This window comes from Pseudoalteromonas sp. TB64, from assembly GCF_000498095.1.
GTDB lineage: Bacteria > Pseudomonadota > Gammaproteobacteria > Enterobacterales > Alteromonadaceae > Pseudoalteromonas.
Genome location: NZ_AUTQ01000140.1, coordinates 14,590 through 40,224, shown reverse-complemented (window position 1 = coordinate 40,224; position 25,635 = coordinate 14,590). Strand labels below are relative to the sequence as shown.

General features: G+C 36.1%; 20 protein-coding genes and 1 pseudogene. 11 read left to right on the top strand and 10 right to left on the bottom strand.

All coding sequences use genetic code 11. From position 1 onward, the window contains the following. Window positions 1-3 precede the first annotated feature (3 nt). Entirely contained in the window at window positions 4-426 is a 423-nt protein-coding gene (locus tag L647_RS01000000124070) for a hypothetical protein (RefSeq protein ID WP_024611167.1), read from the bottom strand. A gap of 1,475 nt (window positions 427-1,901) precedes the next feature. Here L647_RS01000000124070 and L647_RS0111105 point away from each other — a divergent pair. The 7 genes and pseudogenes from L647_RS0111105 to L647_RS1000000126405 all read left to right on the top strand — a co-directional run. Continuing rightward, a complete protein-coding gene (locus L647_RS0111105) occupies window positions 1,902-2,828 on the top strand; it encodes a Wzz/FepE/Etk N-terminal domain-containing protein (RefSeq protein WP_024611166.1) in 927 nt (308 codons plus the stop codon). Continuing rightward, window positions 2,825-4,027: a glycosyltransferase family 4 protein gene (locus tag L647_RS0111100; protein WP_024611165.1), complete on the top strand. Its 1,203-nt coding sequence runs from the start codon at window positions 2,825-2,827 to the stop codon at window positions 4,025-4,027. The genes L647_RS0111105 and L647_RS0111100 overlap by 4 nt, the downstream gene beginning before the upstream one ends. Beyond that, complete coding sequence (locus L647_RS1000000124990; RefSeq protein ID WP_050581981.1) at window positions 4,020-4,565, top strand: DapH/DapD/GlmU-related protein; 546 nt, start codon at window positions 4,020-4,022, stop codon at window positions 4,563-4,565. The genes L647_RS0111100 and L647_RS1000000124990 overlap by 8 nt, the downstream gene beginning before the upstream one ends. Then, a complete protein-coding gene (locus L647_RS0111090) occupies window positions 4,565-5,833 on the top strand; it encodes an O-antigen ligase family protein (RefSeq protein WP_029880447.1) in 1,269 nt (422 codons plus the stop codon). The genes L647_RS1000000124990 and L647_RS0111090 overlap by 1 nt, the downstream gene beginning before the upstream one ends. Window positions 5,834-5,835: 2 nt before the next feature. After that, on the top strand, window positions 5,836-6,723 hold the full coding sequence (locus tag L647_RS0111085; RefSeq protein ID WP_024611163.1) for a glycosyltransferase: 888 nt from the start codon (window positions 5,836-5,838) through the stop codon (window positions 6,721-6,723). Next, the gene (locus tag L647_RS0111080; protein WP_024611162.1) at window positions 6,716-7,807 is read left to right on the top strand and encodes a glycosyltransferase family 4 protein; all 1,092 of its coding nucleotides are present in this window, start codon (window positions 6,716-6,718) and stop codon (window positions 7,805-7,807) included. The genes L647_RS0111085 and L647_RS0111080 overlap by 8 nt, the downstream gene beginning before the upstream one ends. A gap of 103 nt (window positions 7,808-7,910) precedes the next feature. After that, window positions 7,911-8,464 (top strand): annotated as a pseudogene (locus L647_RS1000000126405) (transposase domain-containing protein); the annotation flags it as partial. A gap of 1,058 nt (window positions 8,465-9,522) precedes the next feature. Here L647_RS1000000126405 and L647_RS0111070 read toward each other — a convergent pair. The 7 genes from L647_RS0111070 to lptD form a co-directional block, all read right to left on the bottom strand. Then, a complete protein-coding gene (locus L647_RS0111070; RefSeq protein WP_024611160.1) occupies window positions 9,523-11,538 on the bottom strand; it encodes a methyl-accepting chemotaxis protein in 2,016 nt (671 codons plus the stop codon). A gap of 135 nt (window positions 11,539-11,673) precedes the next feature. Continuing rightward, window positions 11,674-12,492, bottom strand: a complete 819-nt coding sequence (locus L647_RS0111065) for a symmetrical bis(5'-nucleosyl)-tetraphosphatase (RefSeq protein WP_024611159.1) — start codon at window positions 12,490-12,492, stop codon at window positions 11,674-11,676. A gap of 16 nt (window positions 12,493-12,508) precedes the next feature. Then, entirely contained in the window at window positions 12,509-12,898 is a 390-nt protein-coding gene (gene apaG / locus L647_RS0111060) for a Co2+/Mg2+ efflux protein ApaG (RefSeq protein ID WP_024611158.1), read from the bottom strand. Beyond that, window positions 12,882-13,688 (bottom strand): 16S rRNA (adenine(1518)-N(6)/adenine(1519)-N(6))-dimethyltransferase RsmA, encoded by an 807-nt coding sequence (gene rsmA / locus L647_RS0111055; protein WP_024611157.1) that lies wholly within the window; start codon window positions 13,686-13,688, stop codon window positions 12,882-12,884. Before rsmA ends, apaG begins: the two co-directional genes overlap by 17 nt. Then, the gene (gene pdxA, locus L647_RS0111050; RefSeq protein WP_024611156.1) at window positions 13,685-14,677 is read right to left on the bottom strand and encodes a 4-hydroxythreonine-4-phosphate dehydrogenase PdxA; all 993 of its coding nucleotides are present in this window, start codon (window positions 14,675-14,677) and stop codon (window positions 13,685-13,687) included. The genes rsmA and pdxA overlap by 4 nt, the downstream gene beginning before the upstream one ends. A gap of 2 nt (window positions 14,678-14,679) precedes the next feature. Continuing rightward, window positions 14,680-15,975, bottom strand: coding sequence for a peptidylprolyl isomerase SurA (gene surA / locus L647_RS0111045; RefSeq protein ID WP_024611155.1), 1,296 nt, complete (start codon window positions 15,973-15,975; stop codon window positions 14,680-14,682). A 39-nt stretch (window positions 15,976-16,014) separates the two neighbouring features. Beyond that, window positions 16,015-18,261: an LPS assembly protein LptD gene (lptD, locus tag L647_RS0111040; protein WP_024611154.1), complete on the bottom strand. Its 2,247-nt coding sequence runs from the start codon at window positions 18,259-18,261 to the stop codon at window positions 16,015-16,017. Between the two features lie 112 nt (window positions 18,262-18,373). Here lptD and L647_RS0111035 point away from each other — a divergent pair, with 112 nt between their 5' ends. From L647_RS0111035 to djlA, 3 genes are read left to right on the top strand one after another with little or no spacing between them, the layout of a single operon-like run. Next, window positions 18,374-19,387 carry a phosphotransferase gene (locus L647_RS0111035; protein ID WP_024611153.1) on the top strand — a complete coding sequence of 338 codons (1,014 nt, stop codon included), beginning with the start codon at window positions 18,374-18,376 and terminating at the stop codon, window positions 19,385-19,387. Then, window positions 19,384-20,049, top strand: a complete 666-nt coding sequence (gene murU, locus L647_RS0111030; protein WP_024611152.1) for an N-acetylmuramate alpha-1-phosphate uridylyltransferase MurU — start codon at window positions 19,384-19,386, stop codon at window positions 20,047-20,049. The genes L647_RS0111035 and murU overlap by 4 nt, the downstream gene beginning before the upstream one ends. A gap of 23 nt (window positions 20,050-20,072) precedes the next feature. Further along, entirely contained in the window at window positions 20,073-20,930 is an 858-nt protein-coding gene (djlA, locus tag L647_RS0111025; RefSeq protein WP_024611151.1) for a co-chaperone DjlA, read from the top strand. Here djlA and L647_RS0111020 read toward each other — a convergent pair. Next, window positions 20,913-21,884, bottom strand: a complete 972-nt coding sequence (locus L647_RS0111020) for a DUF3530 family protein (protein ID WP_024611150.1) — start codon at window positions 21,882-21,884, stop codon at window positions 20,913-20,915. The genes djlA and L647_RS0111020 overlap by 18 nt on opposite strands. A 91-nt stretch (window positions 21,885-21,975) precedes the next feature. Continuing rightward, window positions 21,976-22,629: a bifunctional tRNA pseudouridine(32) synthase/23S rRNA pseudouridine(746) synthase RluA gene (gene rluA / locus L647_RS0111015; protein WP_024611149.1), complete on the bottom strand. Its 654-nt coding sequence runs from the start codon at window positions 22,627-22,629 to the stop codon at window positions 21,976-21,978. 2,043 nt (window positions 22,630-24,672) lie between these two features. Here rluA and cysD point away from each other — a divergent pair. Beyond that, window positions 24,673-25,581 carry a sulfate adenylyltransferase subunit CysD gene (gene cysD / locus L647_RS0111010; RefSeq protein WP_024611148.1) on the top strand — a complete coding sequence of 303 codons (909 nt, stop codon included), beginning with the start codon at window positions 24,673-24,675 and terminating at the stop codon, window positions 25,579-25,581. Window positions 25,582-25,635 lie beyond the last annotated feature (54 nt).

Here is a 25,635-nt window from a genome sequence, read left to right as displayed (position 1 = left end):
ATTTTAATCTTTTATATTAAATTTTGATGTGACACTAAAATACCGTCTTACTTTAACCGTAATACGCCAAATATGTGTCATCTTGAAAAAGTAGATTATGTTTATTGTTACAAAGCTCCAAAATATTATATAGCTTGGTATATAAAGCAACTCTGATGCTATACCGGGAGATGTAAATACAATCGCAATGATACACATAGTAATCAAAGCTTGCCTCGCTGAGAAGTCAAAACGCATAAAAATATGACGTAAATACTCTTGGTCTGGTTTAAATGTTGATTGCTTCTTTCTAATTAGTCTAAAAATTGTAGATGAAGCATTTATAATCGGAACAGTTGCTAGCCATAGATTAGTTAAGGCTTGAAAAGAACGAGATTCCCTCTGATAACCTTCAGTTAAAAACCAAATAACGGTAAATCTAATCACAGTGCTACCAGTATTCCTAATAAAAACTTTAAATCGTTGTCCAAAGGTGTGCCTATATTCATCAAGGCATATAGAATTGTGGCTATAGCAATTGTAATTGAGAATGAAATTAGTCGAATATGATCTGACAACATAAATGAAATTGCCATAGACCTAAAATAATCGTTGCCATCCTACCTAGCAAACCATCGATGCCATCAATCATATTAAAGTATTGATTGCCCCAATAGCCTTAGTAAAGTGGGTAAATACTTAAAAATAAATATGGTAGATTCAAATGAAAAAATAAGTCGCTTAGTTTAACAGTACACCTGACTATTAAACATCATAGCTAATGATATCAAAGCCTGAATTGTTAGTCTTTCGGTAAATCCTATATCTTTCAAATCGTCTAACATACATAAGTATGGTCAATAAGCCTGCACAGCTTAAGTAAATGTACTAATTTTCTAGTATTCCTGGGAAAACATGCAAATAACAATTTTAAATATAGATGATCCCGACTAAAGGCACTGTGCCAATATGTTTTTTCATTCATCTGGGATACCAACTAGATTGATGTATTTTGCTATTATTCTAAAAAATAAGGGTCAATAAAAATAGCGAAAATACACTTAAGTTATTTATGATCATAGTAAACGATATCTAACTTGTGTTGGTTGTATAATTTAATAACTGTAGGTAAAAGGTTAATATTCATTATTATTTATCGTGTTTTCACATGATTTAACTACGCGAGCATAATATGTTAGCTGTTATCCATTAGGTCGTGACATCAATCTACTTATTTCAATAGATTACAATAATATGCGAATTATATTTGTTTCTTTTTGTTATTAAAATAAAATCAGAATTATTTAACGGCTGATTTTAATTTTGAGGTGTATAACGCATATGTAACGATAGCAGCGAGGTGGTCAGCCATCAATTTGGTTGGGTATTGTAACCTAATTCATTTATAGGTCTGTCATTAAGCTCCATTATTGCTTTTTGCAAGGTCAATTTTTATGTTATTTAAAGCCAGTTTATTTTGACCAACACTGTTTTAATAAACTATTTTTTATTCCTGTTTAATCCTCACGGTCATAAATAATACGGGCTTGTGGAATATACACTTTATTTAAAATGTGACACCACTATTTCGTGTGAGTGAGTGCCTACTTAGTACCAGATTAAATAGGCTAAAAGTTTATTAATTAATATTGAGTAGCTTAGCCATTTTGTTTTGACTCACGACTGTGTTTTTTTGGTAATAAAAATGGTGCCGTTATTCATAGACCCGTTGGTTATACTTTCATTGTTACATCTAATGCTGGAGGAAAGCGATAAGAGTATGTTCAGTTGAACTTTCCTTACCGATTCAAGTTGCGCACTTACAATCTGAATCGTATATGTATTAAAAAACGCTACAAAAAAAATAGCGTTTTGATATACTGCCTACCATTTTATTTGGTGTAGGTTGGTTTGGTAGTGTTATGGAAAGTAATGTTGGGGCCATCGAGCAAGATATAAATACCACTTATTTGGGCTTACTCAGGTATAAGTGGCTGATTATAATAGGGACCGTACTGTCTGCATGTTTATCGGTAGTTGTAGCTCTTAACCAGCCTAATACATTTACTGCTCAAGTTTTTTTGTCCCCAGTCGAAAAATCTCAAAGCGGCGGCATATCTAAACTTGCGGGGCAATTCGGTGGTCTAGCTAGTATGGCTGGAATATCTTTGGGTGGTTCTGAGGGCTCTGATGTTGAAGCGGCTTTAGAATTTATGCAGAGCAGGGGATTTCTGCAAACATTTATTACTCAACGAAAGTTAATGCCTGACCTATTGGCTTTGAAGTCGTGGGATCAGGATACTAAAAAGCCAATTTATAATCGAGAAACTTATGACCCTTCAATAAATTCGTGGACTAGGGAGCCTCTTCCAGGTAAAAACGTTATACCTTCTGCTTGGGAGGGATATAATAAGTTGTTGAGTCAAATTAATACTACATATCTAAAAAAGAAAAATCTAATTGAGCTCAAAGTGACGACAGTTTCTCCCGAATTATCAGTTAACGTGACAAATTGGTTAATTGAAGATGTTAATCGATTTTGGAGAGAAAAAGATAAAAAAGAATCCGAAGAAGCTATTGAATATCTGAAAAACCAGGCATTAGAAACTAATGTCAGCGAATTGCGCACAGTATTTTATGAGCTGATTGCAGATCAAACTAGAACTAAGTTACTCTCTTCTGTTGGTGATTATCATTTGTTAAAACCACTATCTCCAGTGGTATATCCAGAGGAGAAGTCGGGACCGTCTAGAGCACTTATATGTATAGGTATTACTTTTTTTGGTGGACTACTTTTTTTGATACTCGCACTATTATTAACGCTTCGCTCTCGAGAAAAGGAAGTATGATAATAGAATCAATTAAGCCATGTGTGTTGCTTACTAGCAACCAATATAAACCAAACATAGGTGGTATTGAAAATTCAATATATCACCTAGGTCAAGAGTACAAGAAATTAGGTTATGATGTAGTTATTGTCGTGAGTGATTTGAACTCAGTTAACGCATCTCTCCCTGAGTACGAGCTGGAAGAAGGTATTATTATCTATAGGTACAAAGCCGAGAAAACATCTGGCTTTGGTCGTGGGGTTAAGCATGTTACTAATGCTATTAAGCTCTATAAAAAAGTATTTAAGAGACATAATCCATGTTTAACAGTCTGCAGGTTTCACTTTAATTTAGTCATTCTAAAAATGGCAGGTTATAAAAATATTGTTTACCTTGTGCCTGGAGTTGTCGAAAATGAAACTAAAGCAAGTTTCCGTCAACAAAATAGACTACTCGACTTAGTTAAAAGTAAAGTTTCTTTATTGCTGCATAAGGTAATGCAATACTTTGCATTTAAATACTGCGATAGACTGTTTGTGTTTAGTGAAAATATGCGTAGACAAATAGCCCGCGTAAATAAAACCAAACCTATATTAATTTGTAAGCCAGGTGTGAGTTTAACTCGATTTACCTTAGCATCCCCTAGCGAAAAACGTAAACTAAGAGAAGCAATCGGCTTGCCATTTCAAGGTCGAGTCTTTTTGTGTATTGGACGCTTCGTAAAGGCAAAAGGATTTGATATCGCGATTAAGGCTCTTAAAGAACTAGATGATAAAAATGTACAACTGTGGTTCTTAGGAGAAGGGGCTGAAGAAATTGAATTACGAGAACTATGCATCAGTCTTGATTTGAACACACAAGTTCAATTTTTAGGAAGACAAAGCTCTCCTGAAATATATTATAGAGCTTCTGATTTTTTTATTATGTCTTCAACTTATGAGCCATTGGGACAAACTATACTTGAAGCTCTTTGTTGTGGTCTACCAATTGTTGGGGCTAAGTCGAGTAGCAGTGTTGTTACAGCAACAAGTGAAATTCTAGATTCCACTAATAATATGTTGATTAATGAACATTCGTCAATATCATTCTCACTTGGGATGAAGGAATGTTTAAATTTGAATGGGGATAGTTATTTAACTTTACAAGCTGAAAATCGTAAATTGGCTGAGTTAAATTATAGTTGGCAAAAATTAGCAGAGGATTTGATATCTAATGACTAAGCTTATGTATCTTTTTTTTTCTGTGATTAATCGATTTGTACACTCTCAAATACTTCAACGTAAAGTAGATACGCTGGCCTATAATATTGTGATAAATAACTATAAATTACAAGGTGCTATAATTGGTAAAAATACTATTATAATCGACACCAAATTTTCTTCCTCAAGCAAGGGGGATCGTTTTTTTATTGGCGAAAATTGTACAATTACAGGTTCTACTTTACTCGGACATGATGCTTCACCAACCCTGCATATTGAAGAGTTGGTTATTCATAAGGAAAGTTTTCGTAAAGGTTCACGTCGCTCTTATCGCTCCCCAATTACTATAGGAAATAATGTATTTATTGGGTGGGGTAGTATCATTCTCCCAGGTGTGGAAATTGGAAATAATTGCGTTATTGGTGCGGGTAGTGTAGTTAGTAAAAGTATCCCCGCAGATATGGTTGCAGCTGGAAATCCCGCTCGCGTGATTAAATCAACTGATGATTATATAAAATCGTATCGTAGGCGGTTAGAAGAAGAACCGGATAATTTTTGATGATTAATCGTTTATTCGTTAGTGGGGAGCAGCCCGCATTTGCACATAAGCTATGCCTTTTTATGATGAGTATATACCTTTTGGCAGATATAGTCTCAGGGTTCACAGTACTACAGTTGGGGGTCGACTTAAAAATATCTTTACTGTACAAGCTGCCATTAACGATGCTTATTTTTGTACTTGTGTTTATTTTGGAACCGAAATACTTTTTAGCACTTTGCTTGATGTTGGCGATTCTTCTCACAGGGCCAATCATACAACTTGCCTCAAAAGCTGATGTATCCTTTTTTATAGCTGATTTCTCTTATGTTTATAAGATGCTAATGCCAATTTCAATTTTTATTTATTTTGGTTTATTGGCTGTCAAGTGGAAAAAGTTTACAGCTATTTGGCTTGAAAGAATTTTACTTAGTAATTTTGTTCTTTTATGTTTAAACCTTTTTCTAGGAGCAATGGGGTTTGGTCGAGCAAGTTATTCATTAAGGGACGGTGAAACCGCAGGGTCAAATGGCTTTATTTATGCGGCTAATGAATTAGGGGGAACGATGATAGTTTTATTTTCGTTTACCTTACATTTGTGTTGGAATTACAAGCCACGATGGTATCTTTTTTTCTCGTTATTTACGGTTTTATGTGGTCTTTTGGTTGCAACAAAAACTGCGATGCTAGCTACACTTATTCTTATTTTTTTAATACCGATTGCAAATGAAAGAGAGCGGTTTTTTAACTTTACGAAACTGAAGTGTATTACTTTTATACCAATGCTAGTATCTATTTCAGTGGTAATATTTCTTATTACTGATTTACTACAAGCACTCGGCTTATATGATAGGTTTTTATGGATATTAACAGATAAGGGCGTTTTGGGCGTTATTTGGTCAGGGCGAGAAGTTTATGTGCGCGACTTATTAGTTGTGTATATAGAAAATCTTGATTTTTGGCAACAGTTTTTCGGAGTAGGGACTGCAGGCGTTGCACAATACTTACCCGTTAAATACTCCGCTGAAGTTGACTTTATAGATACTATCGTATGGTTTGGTTTTCCTGGTTTAGCAATTAGCTTAGGCTTCTATATTTTTACATTATTAAAAGCAGCAAAGCAATTTACCTATTCAGACTCTAAATATAGCCCTTGTGTTTTTGTTGGTGGGATTATCTTATTGTTTTTATCTCAATTAAGTGGTCATATTTGGATGTCTGGGACTTTAGGTATTTCACTAGGTTGTTTTCTATCTTTGCTTTGGGTTGATAAAAGACAAAGGAGGTGAGTTTGAATAATGAAGTTCCTTTGGTTTCTGTGTGGATACCTACTTATAATAGACTCGAATTATTGAAAAGAGCAGTTAAGTCAGTGCAGAATCAGACTTATCCAAATATTGAAATATTTATTGTTGATAACGGCTCTACTGATGGTACTAAAGAGTATTTAAAAAGATTAAAAAAATCGTTCAACAATATACAATATTATTGCTTTGATAAAAATGAAGGGGCCTGTCAGGCAAGAAACTATGCAATTAAACATGCGACAGGACTTTTTGCGACAGGACTTGATGATGACGATGAATTTTTATTAACTCGAATAGAAGAACTTGTTTCTGCATTTGATGAAAAGTATGCTTTTGTATGTAGTAGTTATATTTGGGATTATGGGAAGATCAGAAAGCCATTACTAAATACTGAACTCATTATTGATTTAGATAAACAATTAAACTTTAATCAAGCATCGAATCAAGTGCTTACATATAGACAGCGATTAATCGATGTAGGTATGTTTGATATTTCAGTTGTTTCGTCACAAGACTGGGAACTTTGGACAAGGATGATTATTAAGTTTGGTTCAGCTAAGCGCATAAAAAGACCTTCTTATATTGTACATACTGCCCATGATAAACCAAGAATTACAGATAGCTTAAATAATCGTTCCGTTGGTTTTAATCAGTATTATGAGCGCTATGGACATCTTATGTCTAAAAGTAATAAAAAATGCTATGATTTTTTAGTTCATTATAATGAAGGAAGTAAAACAACCCTATATACAGTGTTGAGCTTTTTTACTCCTGCGATCGCTAATAAGTTACTAAAATCTTGGTTAGCATCTATTTTCCCCGAACTCGCTAAGAAGCGTCTTGAATTGTTTAAAAAGGGTGAACGTGAGTAAAATCTGTTTTATTAGTAATTTATTTCCGTCTAAACGCGATCCTTCTTTTGGTATTTTTGTAGGTAAAAATTACGATCAGCTTATAGAACAAGGCTACCAGATAGTAAGTAAAGTAGTTATTGATTACCGTACGTCTGGTTTTAAAAAATTATTAAATTATATCCGGTTTATATACCAAGGTATTGTAGCTATAGGTAAGTATAATTATGATTTTATATACTTTCATTACCTAACATATTCAACTATATGCATATTGCCTTATTTACTTGTGTGTAAACCAAAGTATGTAGTAAATATACATGGGGATGATCTGGTTGGAGCTACCATCATGCATAAAGTCATGGGGGTGGGATCATCCTTAATACTGAAACATAGCACTGCTGTAATTGTTCCTTCTGAATTTTTTAAAACTACTTTTCTTACTTTATATCCTTGGTATTGTGAACAAAAAATTATTGTATCTCCTTCCGGAGGTGTCAACTTTAGTACATTTAAATCATTAAAAGAGCGAAGTGAAGATCACTTTACTTTAGGTTATGTCTCTCGTGTTGATGAAGGAAAAGGTTGGCCTGAACTATTAGATGCAATAGCCTTAATTAAAAGTAAACAGCCCGAACTTCTAAATAATTTTCAATTAAAAATGTATGGTACTGGTGCTGAAGTTGAGCAGCTAAAAAGTACAATATTGACGTTGAATCTTTGCACTGTAGTTACTTACTTTGGGGCATTAGATCATAAGCAACTAGTTACTAAATACACTGAAATGAATGCATTTATTTTTCCTACACATCGTGAGAGCTTCGGCTTAGTTGCGGTTGAAGCGTTGGCGTGTAGTACGCCTGTATTGGCTTCTAATATTAATCCGGTAAACGAAATTGTTATTGAGGGTGTTAACGGGTTACTCTTTGAAAAACAAAACGCACACTCTATGGCTGAAAAAATAATCGAACTTTTAAAGATGCATAAAGTTGATTATGAGCGTTTGGTTAGTAATGCCCGTAACTCTGTTCAGGGTTATAATTCCAACCATGTTGCAAAAAAGTTAGATGATGATCTATGTAAAGTAATAAAAAAAAAGGTTTAGCTTAAGGTTATTGCAGAACAGTTAAGAAATATTTAACGATCCATTGACCAGATCTTCTGGTTAGTTTATAGAGGCTTCTGAATTCCTTCAGGAGCCTTTTATTTTGCAACTCACTACCGCACTTTCTCTGGTTAATGGCTACGCACCCAATTCAGTAGGCTTCCTGTTGAAATAGCTGTTTGGACCGTCATTTTTATGTCGTTTTATCGTGAAGACCTACTGTGAGTATTGTCAGTAAATTAGGGCTCGCTTTATCTGGTAGAAAAGAACTCGTTGCACTCAGTACTGTTGTAAAGGTTAGGCAGCTACTTGGAGCTGATGCCATTAAACAGGTTTTTGAGCAAAGTCAGCAAATGTGGAAGCTGATGCGAACCATCCTACATGGTGCGGGTTATCACTACTGGAGGTTGATGGTGTCATTTGGCGCACAGCAGATACCGCTGAAAATCAACACGCATTCCCCACGTGGAAAATCAGTATGGTGACACGGCTTTCCCTCAGGTTCGCATGGTGTGTTTGATGGAGTTAACTAGCCATTTATTAATGGGGAGCGCCTTTGATAGTTGCCGTACTAGTGAAATGGTGTTGGCTGAATACTTAATCGAGGCTACACCCGATAACTCACAGACGTTATTTGATAGAGGCTTCTATTCTCTAGGCTTTCCTCGATTTTTATAAGCTAGGAAAGTGCTTTTAGTGTTAGTTGACAGTGCCCAACCACCTTACGCGCAAATAAATCAATAGCTGCTGCTAAATAAGCTCAGCGATTAACTGTCCGAACATACGTAACATTACTGCACCATATTATATTAGGTTTATTATCTATCCAATAAATTTTCTAGCGCAAAGTATCTTGCAACTTTCTAGCTTTCACTTAATTATTAGCTTATTGGCGTGATAACGAATTAATTCATAGTTATTAATAGTTACGACCTTAGCGATTACCTTCGTATCTGTTTAGTCTTTGTCCATTGTATGTATTCTTTGATTTTTCAGTCTTAACCTTACTTTCTTAAGTGCTGGTATTTTATAACTTATAGCTGTTGTAATACACATTGAATAATTTGAAGAATACGTCAATAGGATAACGCTCTCGCTGATTAAGCTTTCAATTAACGAAAATTGTTCCGGGGATCTGAACATCAAAAGAGCGATTTTGATGTGAAATGGTCAGCGTATCAGAGCCTTTAATCATATTATTAAAAGTTAAATAGTTTAATATTCCCCCCAATTCAATGCGTTGGATTTTTTTAAGTTCACGAGTTTGAATTTTATCAGAGATGATTGGAGGAGCTAAAGATAATTGATTATCGCCTTTAGCTTCTTATGTATAACCCTAACCAAGAATAAGTTGTGCGGTTTCTAGTTTTATTGCCAAAGAAGATTTTGTCCGTTTCAATTCAGTTACTTTTTTACCCAAAATGTTATGTTTATTAGCATAACATTTCTTTCTTAATGGATAATTAAAATAATGTATCGCACGCAATACGTGTTTAGTGCTGGTTAGTAATGTGAAAATCAACAGAGCCTAGTTAAATTACAAACTTTTAAAAGCACTTCTATTATCCATTGATGATCTAATAGTAAATAATAATTTTATAGCTAATAAAAACTACGTACCAAAGTTCAGCTAAATTAACAGTTGAATTTTGGGTTTCAACCTAATTCAATAATATTGAAACCACACGGATTTCTGAATTCTTCCTATAAATAAATTAAACTTTAAATGCATCTACAGACAAGCGAAGTTCTTCCGCTAGCTTTGCGACCTCAGAGCTAGATATATTTGTTTGGCTTGCACCTTCAGCTGTTTGTTCGGCAATAGCTACAATTGACTCAAGACGTTCACTTATTTCTTGTGCTACTTGTTGCTGCTCTTGTGCTGCTGTTGAGATTTGTTCGCTTACATCGTGCGCTTGCGATACAGCAAACGTAATAGAGTCAAGCGCAGTGCTCGCTAAGTCAGTTTGCTCCACACATGAGACTGCGCGTTGCTTTCCTTTACTCATTGCCGTTACAGCCGCTTCTGCGCCTGTTTGTAGTGACTCAATCATTGATTGTATCTCTTGAGTAGACTCTTGCGTTTTACTTGCTAGAGATCGTACTTCGTCGGCTACAACAGCAAAGCCTCGACCATACTCACCAGCACGCGCTGCTTCAATTGCTGCATTAAGTGCTAGTAAGTTAGTTTGGTCAGCGATACCGCGTATTACATCTAATATGCTGCCAATAGATGCACTATCTTGATGTAATTTATTAATTACTTGTGATGCGTCATCTACTTCTCGGGCGAGTTGTTCAATAGTCGATTTATTGTTATTAGAAATACCTTTTACACGTTCAGCTTCTTTGTCCGCATTTTTGATTTCGCTTAACGCTTGTTGCGCACTATTACTTACTGTTTGTGAGGTACTGCTCATTTCAGTTGTTGCTGTGGCAGCTTGTTCTACTTGTGCTTGTTGGTTTCTTATTGCTTGGCTTGATTCAGCTGTAATTGCTGATGTTTCTTCTGATGCAGCAGCAAGTTGAATTGAACGAGAAATAATACCTTTAATTAAGCTACGTAAGCTGTCTATTAATGTATTGCAACTTTTAGATAACTCACCAAACTCATCTTTGGCGGTGTCATCTAATCTCTGAGTCATATCACCGCTGGCAACAATATCCAAAATTCGGTTAACTTCTGCAAGTGGTTTTGTAATACGGCTAACCGTAATAATAGCGATTGCTATAGCTAAAAGTGTTGCAATAACCATCCCAACCCATGTCCATAAGTTGGCTGAATCTACATCACTTCGTACACCTTGCTGAAGTTTAAATGCTTCATTGCTGGCTTGCTTAACTAGTTCATCTATTTGATTCAAAGCCATTTTTGTAGCTTGCTCAGATTGCGCTAATTCTTTTTCGGTAAGCTCTATAGCGTCAATTAAACGTTTTTTATTTGCAGATAAGCCATTATTACCTTTTATATTGTTCTCTAGTGTATCCACATACTCTTTTAAACTGTTGTATAAATCACTATGTGTTTGCTCTATCGCTGGCTTTATTAACGCGACCGTACGAGTTACTTCTTCTAGGTAGTACGTTTGCTCGTTCTTTACAATATCCAGTGTGTTGATAGTTTTAACCGTGAGCATGTCAGTGCTGTTACTTACCACTGACATAAAGTTATTTTCTAGATTGTTAGCAGCTTGGAATGCGCGCGGATGGTTTTGCTCAAAGCCATCTATATCAATAATATCGAGGACAATAGAGTTTGCGTCTTCTGCGCTTAGCTCTATATTTTCTAGTTGTGTTTTTAAAGACTTGCTAAGTGCTAATTGTTTGTTTTTGTCGGCTATTAAGCTCTCAACAACTTTTAAAAAGCTTAAATAGGTTTTTTCTACATTTTGACTACTTTGATTTAATATAGGATCGTTTTTTACAACAGCTTGTAGTTCGCTATGCAAGGTACTGAATAGTTGTTTTTGTTCGCTAACTTGTTTTTTTATTGGAGTTAGCTCACTTACAGATGATGTATAAAAACTTGCTTGGGCTGCTTTACTCATTAAAATAAATTCAGCTTGTAACTTAGCGCTTTTATTTAATGCGGGAAGTGATAGTTGATTCACTTTTTGAGTAGAACGATCGATATTTGCTATTTTTATTAGAGAATTACCACCAATTATTAAAAGTAATAGCGTGATGAATATAAAACCACCCCAAATACGTTGGCTTACTGTTAGATTCATATGGATTCCACTCAAAGGTACTTAATTAAAACTTATCGGCTTGTATTCAGATAAGTTAAGTAATTAAAATCAATTACTTTAATTAATTTTAACTATTAATTCATAAATCTAACAGATGTATTAGTTTTTTTCAGTTTATTTAGACAAAAGGTGGGATTTTTCTGTAATTACTTTTTTATTAGTTAGTTCCATTAATGACATAGTATTACCCCACACACAGCCTGTATCTAAAGCGTGTACATGTTTAAAGCCAGTACTTCCTTCAAGAGCAGCCCAATGACCAAAAATAATGTCGTGTGTAGAAGTGCGTATATTTGGATGACAGAACCAAGGTGTTAGCTCATTATTTTTATTTATTGCACCTTTAGCAATAAGTTCGAGTTTATTGTTTTGGGTTAAAAAGCGCATACGGGTAAAGTAATTAACGATATACCTAAATTTTTCAAAACAATCGAGTTCGTTTGACCACATTGCTGGATGAGGTTGGTACATGCGTTCAAAAAATGTTTTTGCATTATTTGACTGATAACACTCTTGAGCAAATTGTGCGTGTTTTAACGCTTGTTCAATTGACCAGTTAGGGTTCAACCCCGCATGAGCAATAAAGCTATCATGTTGTTTTAAATATAATGCAATAGGTTGGGTTTGTAGGTAAGAGATGTAGTGTTGTAATTTATTACTATTAAATATTGGGGCTAGTTTATCTTTAGGATTAGTCGGTTTATTTAGGTAATAGCAGGCAATCATGTGTAAATCATGATTGCCCAGTGTAATTGTCATGCTATTTTGGTGTTGGTAAATATAATCTAAGCAGGCAAGAGAATCAGGTCCACGTGCAACTATATCGCCAACCAAATAAAGATGATCTTTACTTGGGTTAAAATCAACCCTTTGTAACAAAGTGCTAAATTCGCTAAAGCAGCCTTGTAAATCACCTATCGCATAATCAGCCATCGGGTGCTGCCATTATTTAATGTAAAATATTAGGACAAGCCAAACGAAACACATTAATAGGTGCTTGAAACTCAGAACCAAACTCATTACGCAGAGTATAGTGGCCTTGCATTGTGCCTACAGGTGTATCAAGGATGGCTCCGCTGGTGTATTTATAACTTTCACCAGGAGCGATAGTTGGCATTTCGCCCACAACACCTTCGCCTTCAACTTCAATTTCTTTGCCATTTGCATCGGTTATTAACCAATAACGACTAAGTAATTTTGCGCTACATAGGCTGTGATTTCGAATAGTTACCGAATAAGCAAATACGTATTTTTCGATCTCTGGTTGAGATTGACCTTCTACGTAAAATGTTTCTACCGATACCTTAACAGGCGATCCAATATTACTGCTTGTTGTCATAAATCCAATTAGCTATGTCAATAAATTGTTGTAAAGATAAGCGCTCAGCACGAAGTGTTATATCAATGCCGATGCTAGTAAGCTCTTCTGCAGTTAGTAAGTTGGCTAAGCTATTTCGTAGTGTTTTACGACGTTGATTAAAAGCTTCTAAACAAACTGTATTTAAAATTTTAACGCTTTTTGCAGTGCGTTGTTCTGGTTTTTTAGGGATAAGGCGTATAACAGCCGAATCAACCTTAGGCGCTGGCTTAAAGCACTCTGGTGGTACTTCTATTACTGGCATTGCATTACAGTAATACTGCGTCATTACGCTCAAGCGACCAAATGTTTTGCTACCAGGACCTGCAACCATACGCTTTACTACTTCTTTTTGTAGCATAAAGTGCATGTGTTCAATATTGTCAGCAAATTCAAAAAGATGAAACAATAATGGTGTAGAAATATTGTAAGGTAAGTTACCAAACACTTTTAATTTTTTATCGTCTCTAACTAAGCTAGCAAAATCAAACGTCATTGCATCGCCCTGATTAACCGTTAGCTTAGGGCCTAAAAATGGATGCTCAATTAAACGTTGTGCTAAATCTTTATCTAATTCAACAACAGTTAAGTGGCCGCTCAGTTCTGCAACAGGTTCTGTGATTGCACCTAAGCCTGGACCAATTTCTACTAGATTGTCCTCTGGCTTAGGATCAATAGCAGAGACTATTTTATCGATGATCATTTCATCAAATAAAAAGTTTTGTCCAAAACGTTTTCGGGCGCGGTGTCCTAAATGTACTTTATCGGTCATTGATTTTGTGCTTTTTCATGGGCGAGCTTAATTGCTTCGCGGATCGCTAATTCAAAACTGCCAACATCAGCTTTTCCGGTACCGGCTAAATCTAGCGCTGTACCGTGGTCAACTGAGGTGCGGATAAATGGTAAGCCAAGGGTAATATTTACCGATTTACCAAATCCCTTGTATTTTAGCACAGGTAATCCCTGATCGTGATACATAGCAAGTACAGCATCGGCTTCTGATAAGTATTTATCTTGAAATAGAGTATCGGCTGGAAGTGGTCCGATTAAATTCATACCCTGACTTCTAAGTACATCTAGAGTTGGTGTGATTGTTTCTATTTCTTCACGTCCAAGATGACCGTCTTCACCAGCATGAGGGTTTAACCCGCATACCAAAATGCGTGGGTGTTCAATACCAAACTTAGTGCGTAGGTCGTGATTTAATATGCCTGCAACTTTAGTTAAACGCTCAGGCGTAATAGCACGTGATACATAAGCAAGTGGAATATGAGTAGTCACAAGTGCAACTCTCAAACCTTCAGTTGCTAATAGCATTACTACATCTGCTGTGTTTGACTGCTGAGCAAAGTACTCAGTGTGTCCACTAAATGAAATACCAGCTTTATTAATAATACCTTTGTGCACAGGACCGGTAACAACAGCATCGAACGTACCGTCCATGTTTTTTTCACTTGCGATTCGCAAAGTGTCTAAAACATATTGTCCGTTACTATCGTTTAATACACCAAGCTCTACTTCTGCACCTAAATCAACCTGATCAAGATAAACACTGCCAGCAGGAGCGGGCAGTGCAGGTTTATTTGGATCAAATTTTATTAAGTTAATAGTTAAACCAAGATGTTTTGCACGTTCTTTAAGTAGTTTGCCATCAGCAATAATTACAAGTTGTACATCCCACGCTTGCTGAGCAAGCGTGAGTAGTAAGTCGGGACCTATGCCAGCAGGCTCGCCTGGCGTAATAGCAATTCTTAAAGTCATATTTATTGGTCTGCTGGGAAAATATCAACATGGGCTTGTTCGCGCATTTCTTGCTGCCAGTTAAAACTTTCTTCTTTGAATTTACGGTTAAATAACATGCCATGAGCACGGTTACGTTTAGCTTGTTCTGTTTTATCAGCTACGCGCTTACCTAGTAACTGAACTATATGCCAACCGAACTGCGTTCTAAATGGTTCACTAATTTCATCTTGTTTAAGTGAAAGTAGCGTATCTTTAAATGCAGGAACATAGGTAGTTGGGTCTGTCCAATCGTACTCACCACCTTTAAGTGCTGAACCAGGGTCTTCAGAGTATTCTTTAGCTAGCTCACCAAAATCAGCAGTACCATCGCGTAATCTTTTTGCAAACGAGGCAAGCATAGAGCGAGCTTTTTCTTCGCTTAAAATAATTGAAGGTTTAATTAGTATGTGACGAGAGCGCACTTCAGTTGTTTCTACAACTTGGCGACCACGAATTTCCTGTACTTTAATAATATGAAAACCAGCACCAGAACGAAGAGGACCAATAATAGCACCGCTTTTTTTACCTTTAACAGCTTCAGCGAATAATGATGGCATTTCGTTAATGCCCATCCAGCCTAGTTGTCCACCTTCAAGTGCTTTTGAACCACTTGATGAAGAAATTGCAATACGCTTAAATTCTTGACCATCTTGTAGTAGTTCAATTACTTTATCTGCACGTGTTTTTGCATCGTTAATTTCATCAGGAGTCGCATCGTTAGGAATGTCGATTAAAATGTGCCCAATATCATATTCTTCAGAATTTTGACCTTGAGTTTCCATAATCTTTAAAAGGTTATCAACTTCTTGTTCGCTAATATAAATACGACGGTCTACGTTTGCACGTGTTACTTGTTGCGTCGTAATTTCTTTACGAATTTCTTCACGATATGCTTGAAAACTTTCGCCAGCACCTTCAATTGTACGACGTAAATCGGCAATTGTACCGCCTTGTTCTTTCGCCATATTTGCAAGTGTTTGGTCAAGTTGGCTATCAGATATTTCTAAACCCATACGTTCAGCCATCTGCATCATTAGTGTTTGACTAACTAAGCGTTCTATTGCTTGTACACGTAATGTTTCGTCTTTAGGCAGTTGCTGACTTTGTTCTTCAGCTTGCTTTTTAACACGGTTAATAATGGTGTCTACTTCACTTTTTAATATAACGCCTTCGTTTACTACACCAATAACTTTATCTATTTCTACTGGGGCTGCAAATGCACTTTGGCAAAGGCTAATACTTAATACTGCTGATGTTAATAATTTTTTTAAATTCATATTCTTTTTACTACTCTTGCTAATAGTACTGTTGTGATACTAGTTATTGAGAAAATACGGTCTACGATAGCCAAAAATACCTTGTTGTAATAATTTTTTTGCATCATAACGGCTTTTACTACCAAGTCCTTTTAATACAAAGTTAAAACTAATACCCGAATCAAAGGTTGCTTGCTCTTGCCCGATTGACTGATTTAAGTCAGTTTCAATCTGGCGATGACCAGTAATTTGGAATGCCCAACAACATGACTCATACTGTAACCCGCTCAATATTTCGACGCTTCGGTTATTGTTAAGGTCACGATGGTAGCTTGCAATAAACTGCCATTCGTCACTAATTGGAATGCTTGTAAAGACACCTGCTTGTTCAATTGTATTTCCTGAGACATCATTTGCATAGCGATGGTTCAATTGTACTAGCTGATTTTCATCACCTTTATAATCTAAGGTAACATTCGATTGGATCATTTGTTTACTATCAGTGTCGTATTGTACACCACCAGAGAGGTACCAACGACGATGCCAATGTAACATGGTTTGCGCTGCAAATAATGCATTGTAGTTAGTATCAGAGTTTAAACCTTGCTCTGTAGGTTTAGCCGAGTCACTTAAATAAAAGATTTGACCAGCACTAAAGTTAAATATTTCTTCTTGTTTTTTATCGAATAAACGCGTTGTTGCACCCAAAGTAAATTGGTTTGCAGCAGCAATACGGTCAACGCCCGAAAAACGCGTATCTCTAAATAAACCATAGTAATCGTCTTGCAACTTGGTTGTATCAAATAGACCTATATCAGATTGATCTTTATTTGGTGTATATAAATACTGAATTTGCGGCTCAAGGGTTTGAATACCATCGTCAACAAAATATGACGTATCGCGTTCAAAATTAAGCTGTGAGTACAAACGTACCTTAGGAATAGTACGAGACACACTTTCACGGTAATCAGTACCACTTAAGTCACCATGCTGCTTGTAATTGGTTTGTAATAAACTAACTTCTGATAGAAACGACCAAGCATGCTTTTTATAGTCAAAGCGTGCTTTTGGTTCAATATGAACACGTGTTGCCTCGTCAATAATTGCTGAGTCGTTAGTAAAGTGGCTTATTTCACCCGCTACGCTAAAGTCAAAATGATCAATTCGCCAAGGTGCTGTTTGCGTAAAATTAATTTGTGGTATTGCAGTATATGATTCTAAGTGATCGCCTAGTACTTCAAAGTTTTGAACTTTAATATCGGTACGCCATGTATCACCTAAATGCGTAAGTGCACCTGTACGGTATAGTTGAGTATCGGTTTTGTTAGCGTAGTTAGAATCTAAATCGGTTATGTAGTTATCGTCGCTTACGTTTGTTATATCTACGTTTGCACGCCAGTTTTCACTTAAATAACTTCTTTGTTGCCAATGAAACATATAACGCTCATCTAATTCTGGCTCAGAGTCGTCTTCATTTAAGTATTCTATACCTACTAAGCCTTCATGTTGCTCAGTTAAATACCTGACTTCTGTTTGTAGTTGCAGTCCTATACGTGACATATAACGCGGCGTAATAGTTGCGTCAAAATTGGGTGCAATATTTAAATAATACGGTGTTATTGTTTCAAGCCCATATTTATCAGAACTTGAAATGTTTGGTGTAAGCAAACCAGATTTACGTCGCTCATCAAGAGGAAAGGTAAAGTAAGGTAAGTATAAAACCGGTGTATCAAGAATGCGTAATATAGCGTTGTGCGTTTCGCCCCAACCTTCTTCTCTTGATAGGTTAATTTCGTCGGCTTCAATTTCCCAAACAGGCGTTTCGCCAGGGCAAGCAGTAAAGCTTGCATTCATTAGCACTAAGCCAGACTCATTAACAGTGAGTTTTTCGGCTCCGCCTTTACCTTGCTGCTCAGTTAAGCTGTAATCAGCACCAAGCAAGCTAATCTCTGAATTATTTAAATCAGCGTTTAAACCAGTGCTGTTTACTTGGCTAATATAGTCACGATAAGTAATTGGACCGGTTGCATTTAATAAGCCGCGTTGCTTGTCTATTAACGCAGTTTGTGCGGACAAACTCATATTAACGGTGTTAATATCAACGTTGCCAGTAAATTCAGCGCTTTGAGCGCCAAGGAGCTCTACATCATCGGCTTTAATGTCAACAGTACCAAGCCCAAGGCCTGGAAGCGGTTGCCAAGCACTGGTTTGCATTGAAGTGCCACAAAGCTTGTGTGTCAGTTCAGTTTCGGCAAGCGATGGTGCGCTAATTACGCCTAGCATCAATATGCCCCAGGTTTTGCTCATTTATTGCCCTTAATGCTCTTTAACTAAATATAATATAGACATAATAAAGGAAAATAATGGCAAATACAGTAATTGACCTAATTAACTTAGCTAAAAATAGATATCTTATAAAATGACACGTATTGATAATTTGCAACAATTTATAAACACGCACTTTGATGCTCAGGCAACTACATTAACCGCCATTACGGGGGATGCGAGTTTTCGACGTTATTACCGGTTAAGTTACGCTAATAAGCACTTTATTGTTATGGACTCCGATCCAAAAAAAGTGAATAACACTCCTTATATTTTGCTTAATAAAGTATTTACTGACCAAGGCTTTTTATTGCCTCATATTATAGCGAGCGATGAGCAACAAGGTTTTTTTATATTAAGCGATTTAGGGAGTACGCATTTAGCCGATATGCTAAATGATGTAAATCGAACAAAGCATTATGAAGCGTTAATAGACTTAAGTGCTCAATGGGCAAAAACGCCTGCATCTGTTGCTATGCAAGCTTATAATAAGGATTTTATAGCGCTCGAGCTTGATATATTTAGCCAGTGGTTAGTTAATGATTTTATAGGTATTGATCTCAGTACAGAATCCAATATTCAATATCAAGCAATGTGGCAAGCAAGCAGTAAACAGTTAACTAATATTATGCTAGCTCAACCCATAGTTACAGTACATCGCGACTACCATAGCCGTAATATAATGCACAGTAATGGCAAGTGGGCGATTATAGATTATCAAGACGCCGTGCGCGGTCCGCTTTGCTACGATTTAGTATCGCTACTACGCGATTGCTACTTTAAACTGCCTCAACAAGAGTTAACAAGCTTGCTTGATTTTGCTTATCAAGAATTTACGGCTCAAAATTTACTGGCTAACACTTCATTCGATGAATTTAAATATTGGTTTGATTTAACTGGTCTGCAGCGTCATTTAAAAGCGGCGGGTATATTTTGTCGTTTATATTTACGTGATGGTAAAACCGGTTACTTAGACAATATTTTACCAACCCTTGATTATATTGTTGAAGTAGCTGCCAATTATCCAGATCTTAAAGCATTAAGTGATTGGACTAAAAATATAATCATCCCAAAAGTAACAAAACAGTTGGCAAAGGAGCGTAAATGAAAGCGATGATTTTAGCCGCTGGACGCGGACAACGTATGATGCCACTGACGCAAAATATGCCCAAACCTATGTTAAAAGTGGTAGGTAAACCGCTTATTGAGCACCACATAAATAATCTAAAAGCTGCTGGCATCACAAATATTGTAATAAACCTTGCGTGGCAGGGTGATAAAATTAAAAATTACTTTAATGATGGTAGTCAGTTTGGTGTAAACATACAGTACAGCCAAGAAGTTGAAGGTGGTCTTGAAACCGCTGGCGGTATTATCGAGGCGTTACCATTACTAGGCGATACATTTATTGTTATAAATGGAGATGTATTTACTGATTACGATGTTAGTGCGCTAACGCAGTTGCATTTGCAAAGTGGTGAAGCGCATATAGTGCTCATAGAAAACCCACCACATAACAAAGATGGCGATTTTGCCTTAAGTCATTTATCGCCTGATAGTCAAAAGTATACATTTTCGGGTATTGGTCGTTATCAAGCTGATTTTTTTCAAGGCTTTGAGCTAGGCATTCGTCCACTTGGACCAATATTACGGAAAAAGCTTGCTGAACATTTAGTTTCTACTGAACTTTATATAGGGCAGTGGGATGATATCGGTACACCAGAGCGACTAGCTGCGCTTAACGAACGCTTAGCGTTAGCAAACATATAAATTTAATAGAGGTAGTTGCTTAGATGTGGGGAAAAATACTCGGTTTTTGCTTTGGTTTTATGTTTGGCAAAATATTTGGTGCAATTTTAGGGTTATACCTTGGTCATTTATTTGATAAAAGCTTAAAAAATAATTTTGATAAAGCAGGCGGTTTTTCTAGTTTGTTTAAAGGTGATGATGTAAACGAGCGGCAAGCTTTGTTTTTTTCGAGTTGCTTTGCCGTAATGGGTCATATTGCTAAGTCCAACGGACGAGTTAGCGAAATACATATAAAAGCTGCTAACTTATTTATGGACGAAATGGGCTTAAAAGGCGAAGAACGCCGTGAAGCGCAGCATGCTTTTCAGTCCGGTAAAGAAAGTGATTTTTCATTAAAAGAAACGGTATACGACTTTAAAGAGCGATTTGCAAAGCGTCATGATTTATTGCAATTATTTTTAGAAATTCAAATTCAAATGGCATTTTCTGATGGTGTATTAGCTGAGCAAGAAAAAAAGCTATTGAATGAAGTCAGCAAACAATTAGGTATTTCTAAAGCACATTTTATATTTGTATTAAAACGCTACCAAGCTGAATTTAATTTTAGACAACAGCAAGAACGCTTTAAGCAACAGCAAAATAAAAGTAGTAGTTATCGTGAAGGCTCTGGTCATCACGTACCGCCAAATAATAATATGAATCGTGCACAAGCATTGGCACTATTAGGGCTTAATGATGGTGTGACTGAGCGAGAGATAAAAGTAGCTTATCGTAAGTTAATGGCTCAGCACCACCCAGATAAGTTGGTATCACAAGGTTTACCAAAACACATGATGGAACTTGCTGTTAAAAAAAGCCAAGATATACAGGCCGCTTACGAGTATTTAAAAAAGTCGGCGTAAAAAACCGTCTATTTCTTTTGTTAGGCGTGCATGTTGGTCGGGTTGATCACGAAGCCCAAAAAATAGCCGTTGGCGGTAATCAAACTTTGCATTGCGGTTAACCCAACGCTGACGGTTTTTAAGATTCATTAAAATGTCAGTGTTGTCGTTAGCATAATAAACATCAAGTAGGGCAGGTGTAACAAGTGACGTTGTTTGGCTCAATTCTTCATTGCGCTTGGTGTTAGGCAAATAACTACTTAAACTTATAAATGCATCAACTCGTTCTTCAGGAAAGTCGGCATAATATTCTATCAATACACCGGCACTGGTCCCTTGTGCAATAACAACTATATTATTTGGCTCTTCCATCGCAGTTTGATACAACGCATTAAAACGAGCGATTAAATTTATTTTATAGTTATCGAGTATTTCATCGGTTACTTTTTCGATTGCGTTAACGTGATGAGGCTCTACCTTTTTTTTCATTTCTGTAGTCTGTGATTCTACGGTGGTTTCTTCTTTAGGTACTGTCGGTGTTGCTATTTCAGTTTGCGCGTCCGTTGCTTTGGCTGGTGTTAGCTCCGGTGTTAATTCTGGTGTTTTACCGGCTTGCCAATCTATGTCGGGTACTGTCATCGCATACGTTGTATAGCCTAAGTTATTAAGTTCTTTTCGTAAAAAACTCATGCCTGTATTGTTCGTAGGAGTAGATTGCCAATCAGGTATAAGCAATACAACACCTCTAAAGTCGGCGCTCATATATTCACTGTATAAACTTAAAAATTCGGTGTCGCCTGCAAGTATTTTCTTTATTTCGTTATTTGGTAGTAAACGTTCAATATCGCTATTTTCAATACTTGATGGGGTTGGTGGGGTAATATGCTCTGCAGCAGTTACTTGTGTGCTTAAAAATAATGTATAGCTTAGTAATAGATTAAAAAGCGTATTTTTAAATAACGGTGAAAATACCATAACAACCCCAAATAATGTGAACTAATTAGGTATCGGCTTTGCACGGTAAAAGTTTAGCGCTATAGCTTAATAGTCAATATTAATAAGGCGACTAAAACTCAGTCTCAGCTTCAAAAGTAAGTACTTGCTCAGTTACTGGGTGCTTCAGTTGTAGCATTTGTGCATGAAGCTGTAAACGAGGTGCTGCAGCTAGTGCATCTTTATGAGCATAGAGTCTATCACCTAAAATAGGATGCCCTAAACTTAGCATATGCACACGTAACTGATGTGAGCGTCCTGTTATAGGTGTTAGCTCAACGCGGGTTGCGTTTGCTTCACGCTCAAGGATTTTAAAGTGTGTAAGTGATGGTTTACCGTTTTCGTGATCAACCATTTGCTTAGGGCGATTAGGCCAATCGCAAGTAAGTGGTAAATCTACTGAGCCCGTATCGACCTCAAGCTTTCCATATATGCGTGCAATATAACGTTTAGCGGTTTCACGTGCTTGAAACTGCATACTTAAATGCCTGTGCGCTGCTTTATTCATAGCAAGGCAAAGTATACCTGATGTTGCCATATCTAAGCGGTGTACTATTTTTGCTGTTGGAAAAACGCGATTAACACGGCTTATTAAACAATCGGCATGTTTAGGGTCTTTACCTGGGACTGTTAATAATTCACTTGGCTTATTAACGATGAGCAAATCGTCATCCTGATAAAGTATCGTTAAATACGGATTCATTGGGGGATTGTAGTTAACTAACACGGCCGACCTTAATGATTTTTAAGGGCGCTATTTTAGTGCAGGAAATGCTAAGGCTCAAGGTAAAGGTTTAAGTTGGTGTGTAATTAATATCGAAGTTCGAAGTTTCTAAAGTTTTTATCAGTGTCAACATAGCCTTGTTGTATATGATAAACCTGTAGGCGGAGAATTAATTTTGTGTAACTGCTTATCACTGATTACTCTAAATAGAGTTTAAAGGTTCGGTAATGAACATGGATAAAGAGGCGGCTAAGAACATTAAAACACTTGATGATTTAAATTAATTTAGCCAAGTGTATTTAATAAGATAACTGTCGAAGTGGCACTTAATCTAGAAATAGATGAGCATTTAGGGTATCAAAAATACAGTAAATCAAAGAATAGTAATAAAAACTTATGCATATCAAAACTAAATATGGTGAATTTGAGCTCGATATCCCCCTGTTATTTGAACAGCCAATTTGTCAGAATATGTCAAGATAAACGAATTATCAGAGTGTTTATTTACCTCGTTATAGGCATTTATATCTATAGTTATAAATGGTTGAGCGGCATGTGAATTTCAGGGAGTAAAGATGTGAATTTCTGGTTAGATGTGCACACAGACCAAAGTCAATGAGATATTGAAATATCTTAATCACTGCGTATATTATATATGAAGTCTGTTTTATGGAACTACTTATAAACGTAGTCACTGTCTATTTTAAGCAAATTTCAACTTATTGATGGACAACAAGGCATTACTTTAGCTTGAACGATTTGTAGATAAATAGAATAACCAATAGAATCGCTAAATAGTATTATTTGTAGGGTCATTGAAAAAACGAAAGGTATTTCTTATGGGAGATTCTGCAATGAAAGTTATTTACTTGATAATAAAAGATAAAAGATAAAAGATAAAAGATAAAAGATAAAAGATAAAAGATAAAAGATAAAAGATAAAATGGACTATAGCAATACAAAGCTGGTGTACGCTATGGGTCATTTCACCATGAAATCTGTTACAGACTCTACCTAAATCACCTGAAAATACCACTCTATGTTTGTTTTTATCATTCGTAATATTAATTTCAACATAAGCCGAATCATAAAATATGACCCGCTCTTTGAAAGCAAGTTTGCACCTTTTACTCTCCTTCGCATAGTAAGTAAACCCATGTTTTAAATCAATAGGTTCAATTCGTTTTTTGAGTGAGTTTAAGCATACATCTAGTTTTAGGGTTGTGAGTTATGTCTACTTTAAGTGCACCTTCAATTACGAGGGATAATAAACCTGTCGATGCTCTACTTGTAAAAATAGGCTTTTAAAACTATCAGCTAATAGATAAGGGGGGCGACTAATATGACAATGAGTAACTTAAGTGTACTTGCGTTTGTTATATTAAATTTAATGGTGTAACGCAAATTATTGCCTTAGGCATGATGATTGATTTAAATGCGTTAAAATAGGTTTTAAAAATGAATTTTTATTTATCGATGTGGGTTAGCATAAATGGTACTGGCATACTCGTAGTATGACTATGTGGATAGCGCATGCTAAAAAGTTGAGATGATTCATCGTTTAGGTAACTCAATAAGTAAATTTATATGTGTAACTTATAAAGTAGAGCACCTATTAGATTGTACTATCAGTTTAGAAATATTTTATTACTGAGTAGCTGCGGGTATATGCCACTTTATTAAAAAGTACCTTACTTATTTTATGCTATCCGATTTTTCTTAAGCTCTGTAATGCAAACAAATAAAAGGCAACGTTTAGGTTTTATACCTAGAAATATCAACGCCGGTGTTTTAGGACGCACTGGTGCTTATAAAAACCATTGGTATTAAAAGTAATTAGACATAACTAAAAGTTAATGTCACTGGTTCAACTAATTCGCTATCCTTACCTTCAATAGCATAAATATTACCTTGTATTTTTCACCGTTATAGAAATTTACATTGGCTGTAAAGTTTAATTAATTTAGATAAGTAAACTTGAATGAATTTATTTTTATTTAATAACTTAGCTAAAACTTTAATGAATCTAGGATATAAATAAACATTATGAATGAAGATAAGTTGACCCATTTAAAGGCGCTTGAAGCCGAATCGATTCATATAATGCGTGAAGTGGCTGCTGAGTTTGGTAACCCAGTAATGCTGTATTCTGTAGGTAAAGATTCTTCGGTGTTATTACACCTTGCAAGAAAAGCATTTTACCCAGGAAAAATCCCATTTCCATTAATGCATGTAGACACTACATGGAAATTTAAAGAAATGATTGCATTTCGCGATCAAGTAGCTAAAAAATATAACTTTGATTTAATTGTCCATAAAAACCCACGCGGTGTTGAAATGGGTATTAGCCCATTTGTTCATGGTAGTGCAAAGCATACCGATATAATGAAAACTGAAGGTTTAAAGCAAGCACTTGATATGCATGGCTTTGATGCTGCATTTGGTGGTGCTCGCCGTGACGAAGAAAAATCGCGTGCTAAAGAGCGTGTTTATTCGTTCCGTGATTCTAAGCATCGTTGGGATCCTAAAAATCAACGCCCTGAATTATGGAATATTTATAATAGTAAGGTTGATAAAGGCGAGAGCATCCGTGTTTTCCCTCTTAGTAACTGGACTGAGCTAGATATTTGGCAATACATTTATTTAGAAGGTATTGAGATCCCATCTTTATACTTTGCTAAAGAACGCCCAGTTGTTGAGCGTGATGGTACGTTGATCATGGTTGATGACGAACGTATGGAAATTCAAGAAGGCGAAGAAGTTCAGCAAAAAATGGTGCGCTTTAGAACACTTGGTTGTTACCCATTAACGGGTGCAGTTGAGTCGGTGGCAACAACATTACCTGAAATTATTCAAGAAATGCTGTTATGTACTACATCTGAACGCCAAGGTCGTGTAATTGATAATGATTCTGCAGGCTCTATGGAAAAGAAAAAAATGGAAGGTTACTTCTAAGCTATTGCAGATGACAGTTAGCTATTAGCTAACTGAGTTAAATTTTTTACCAGT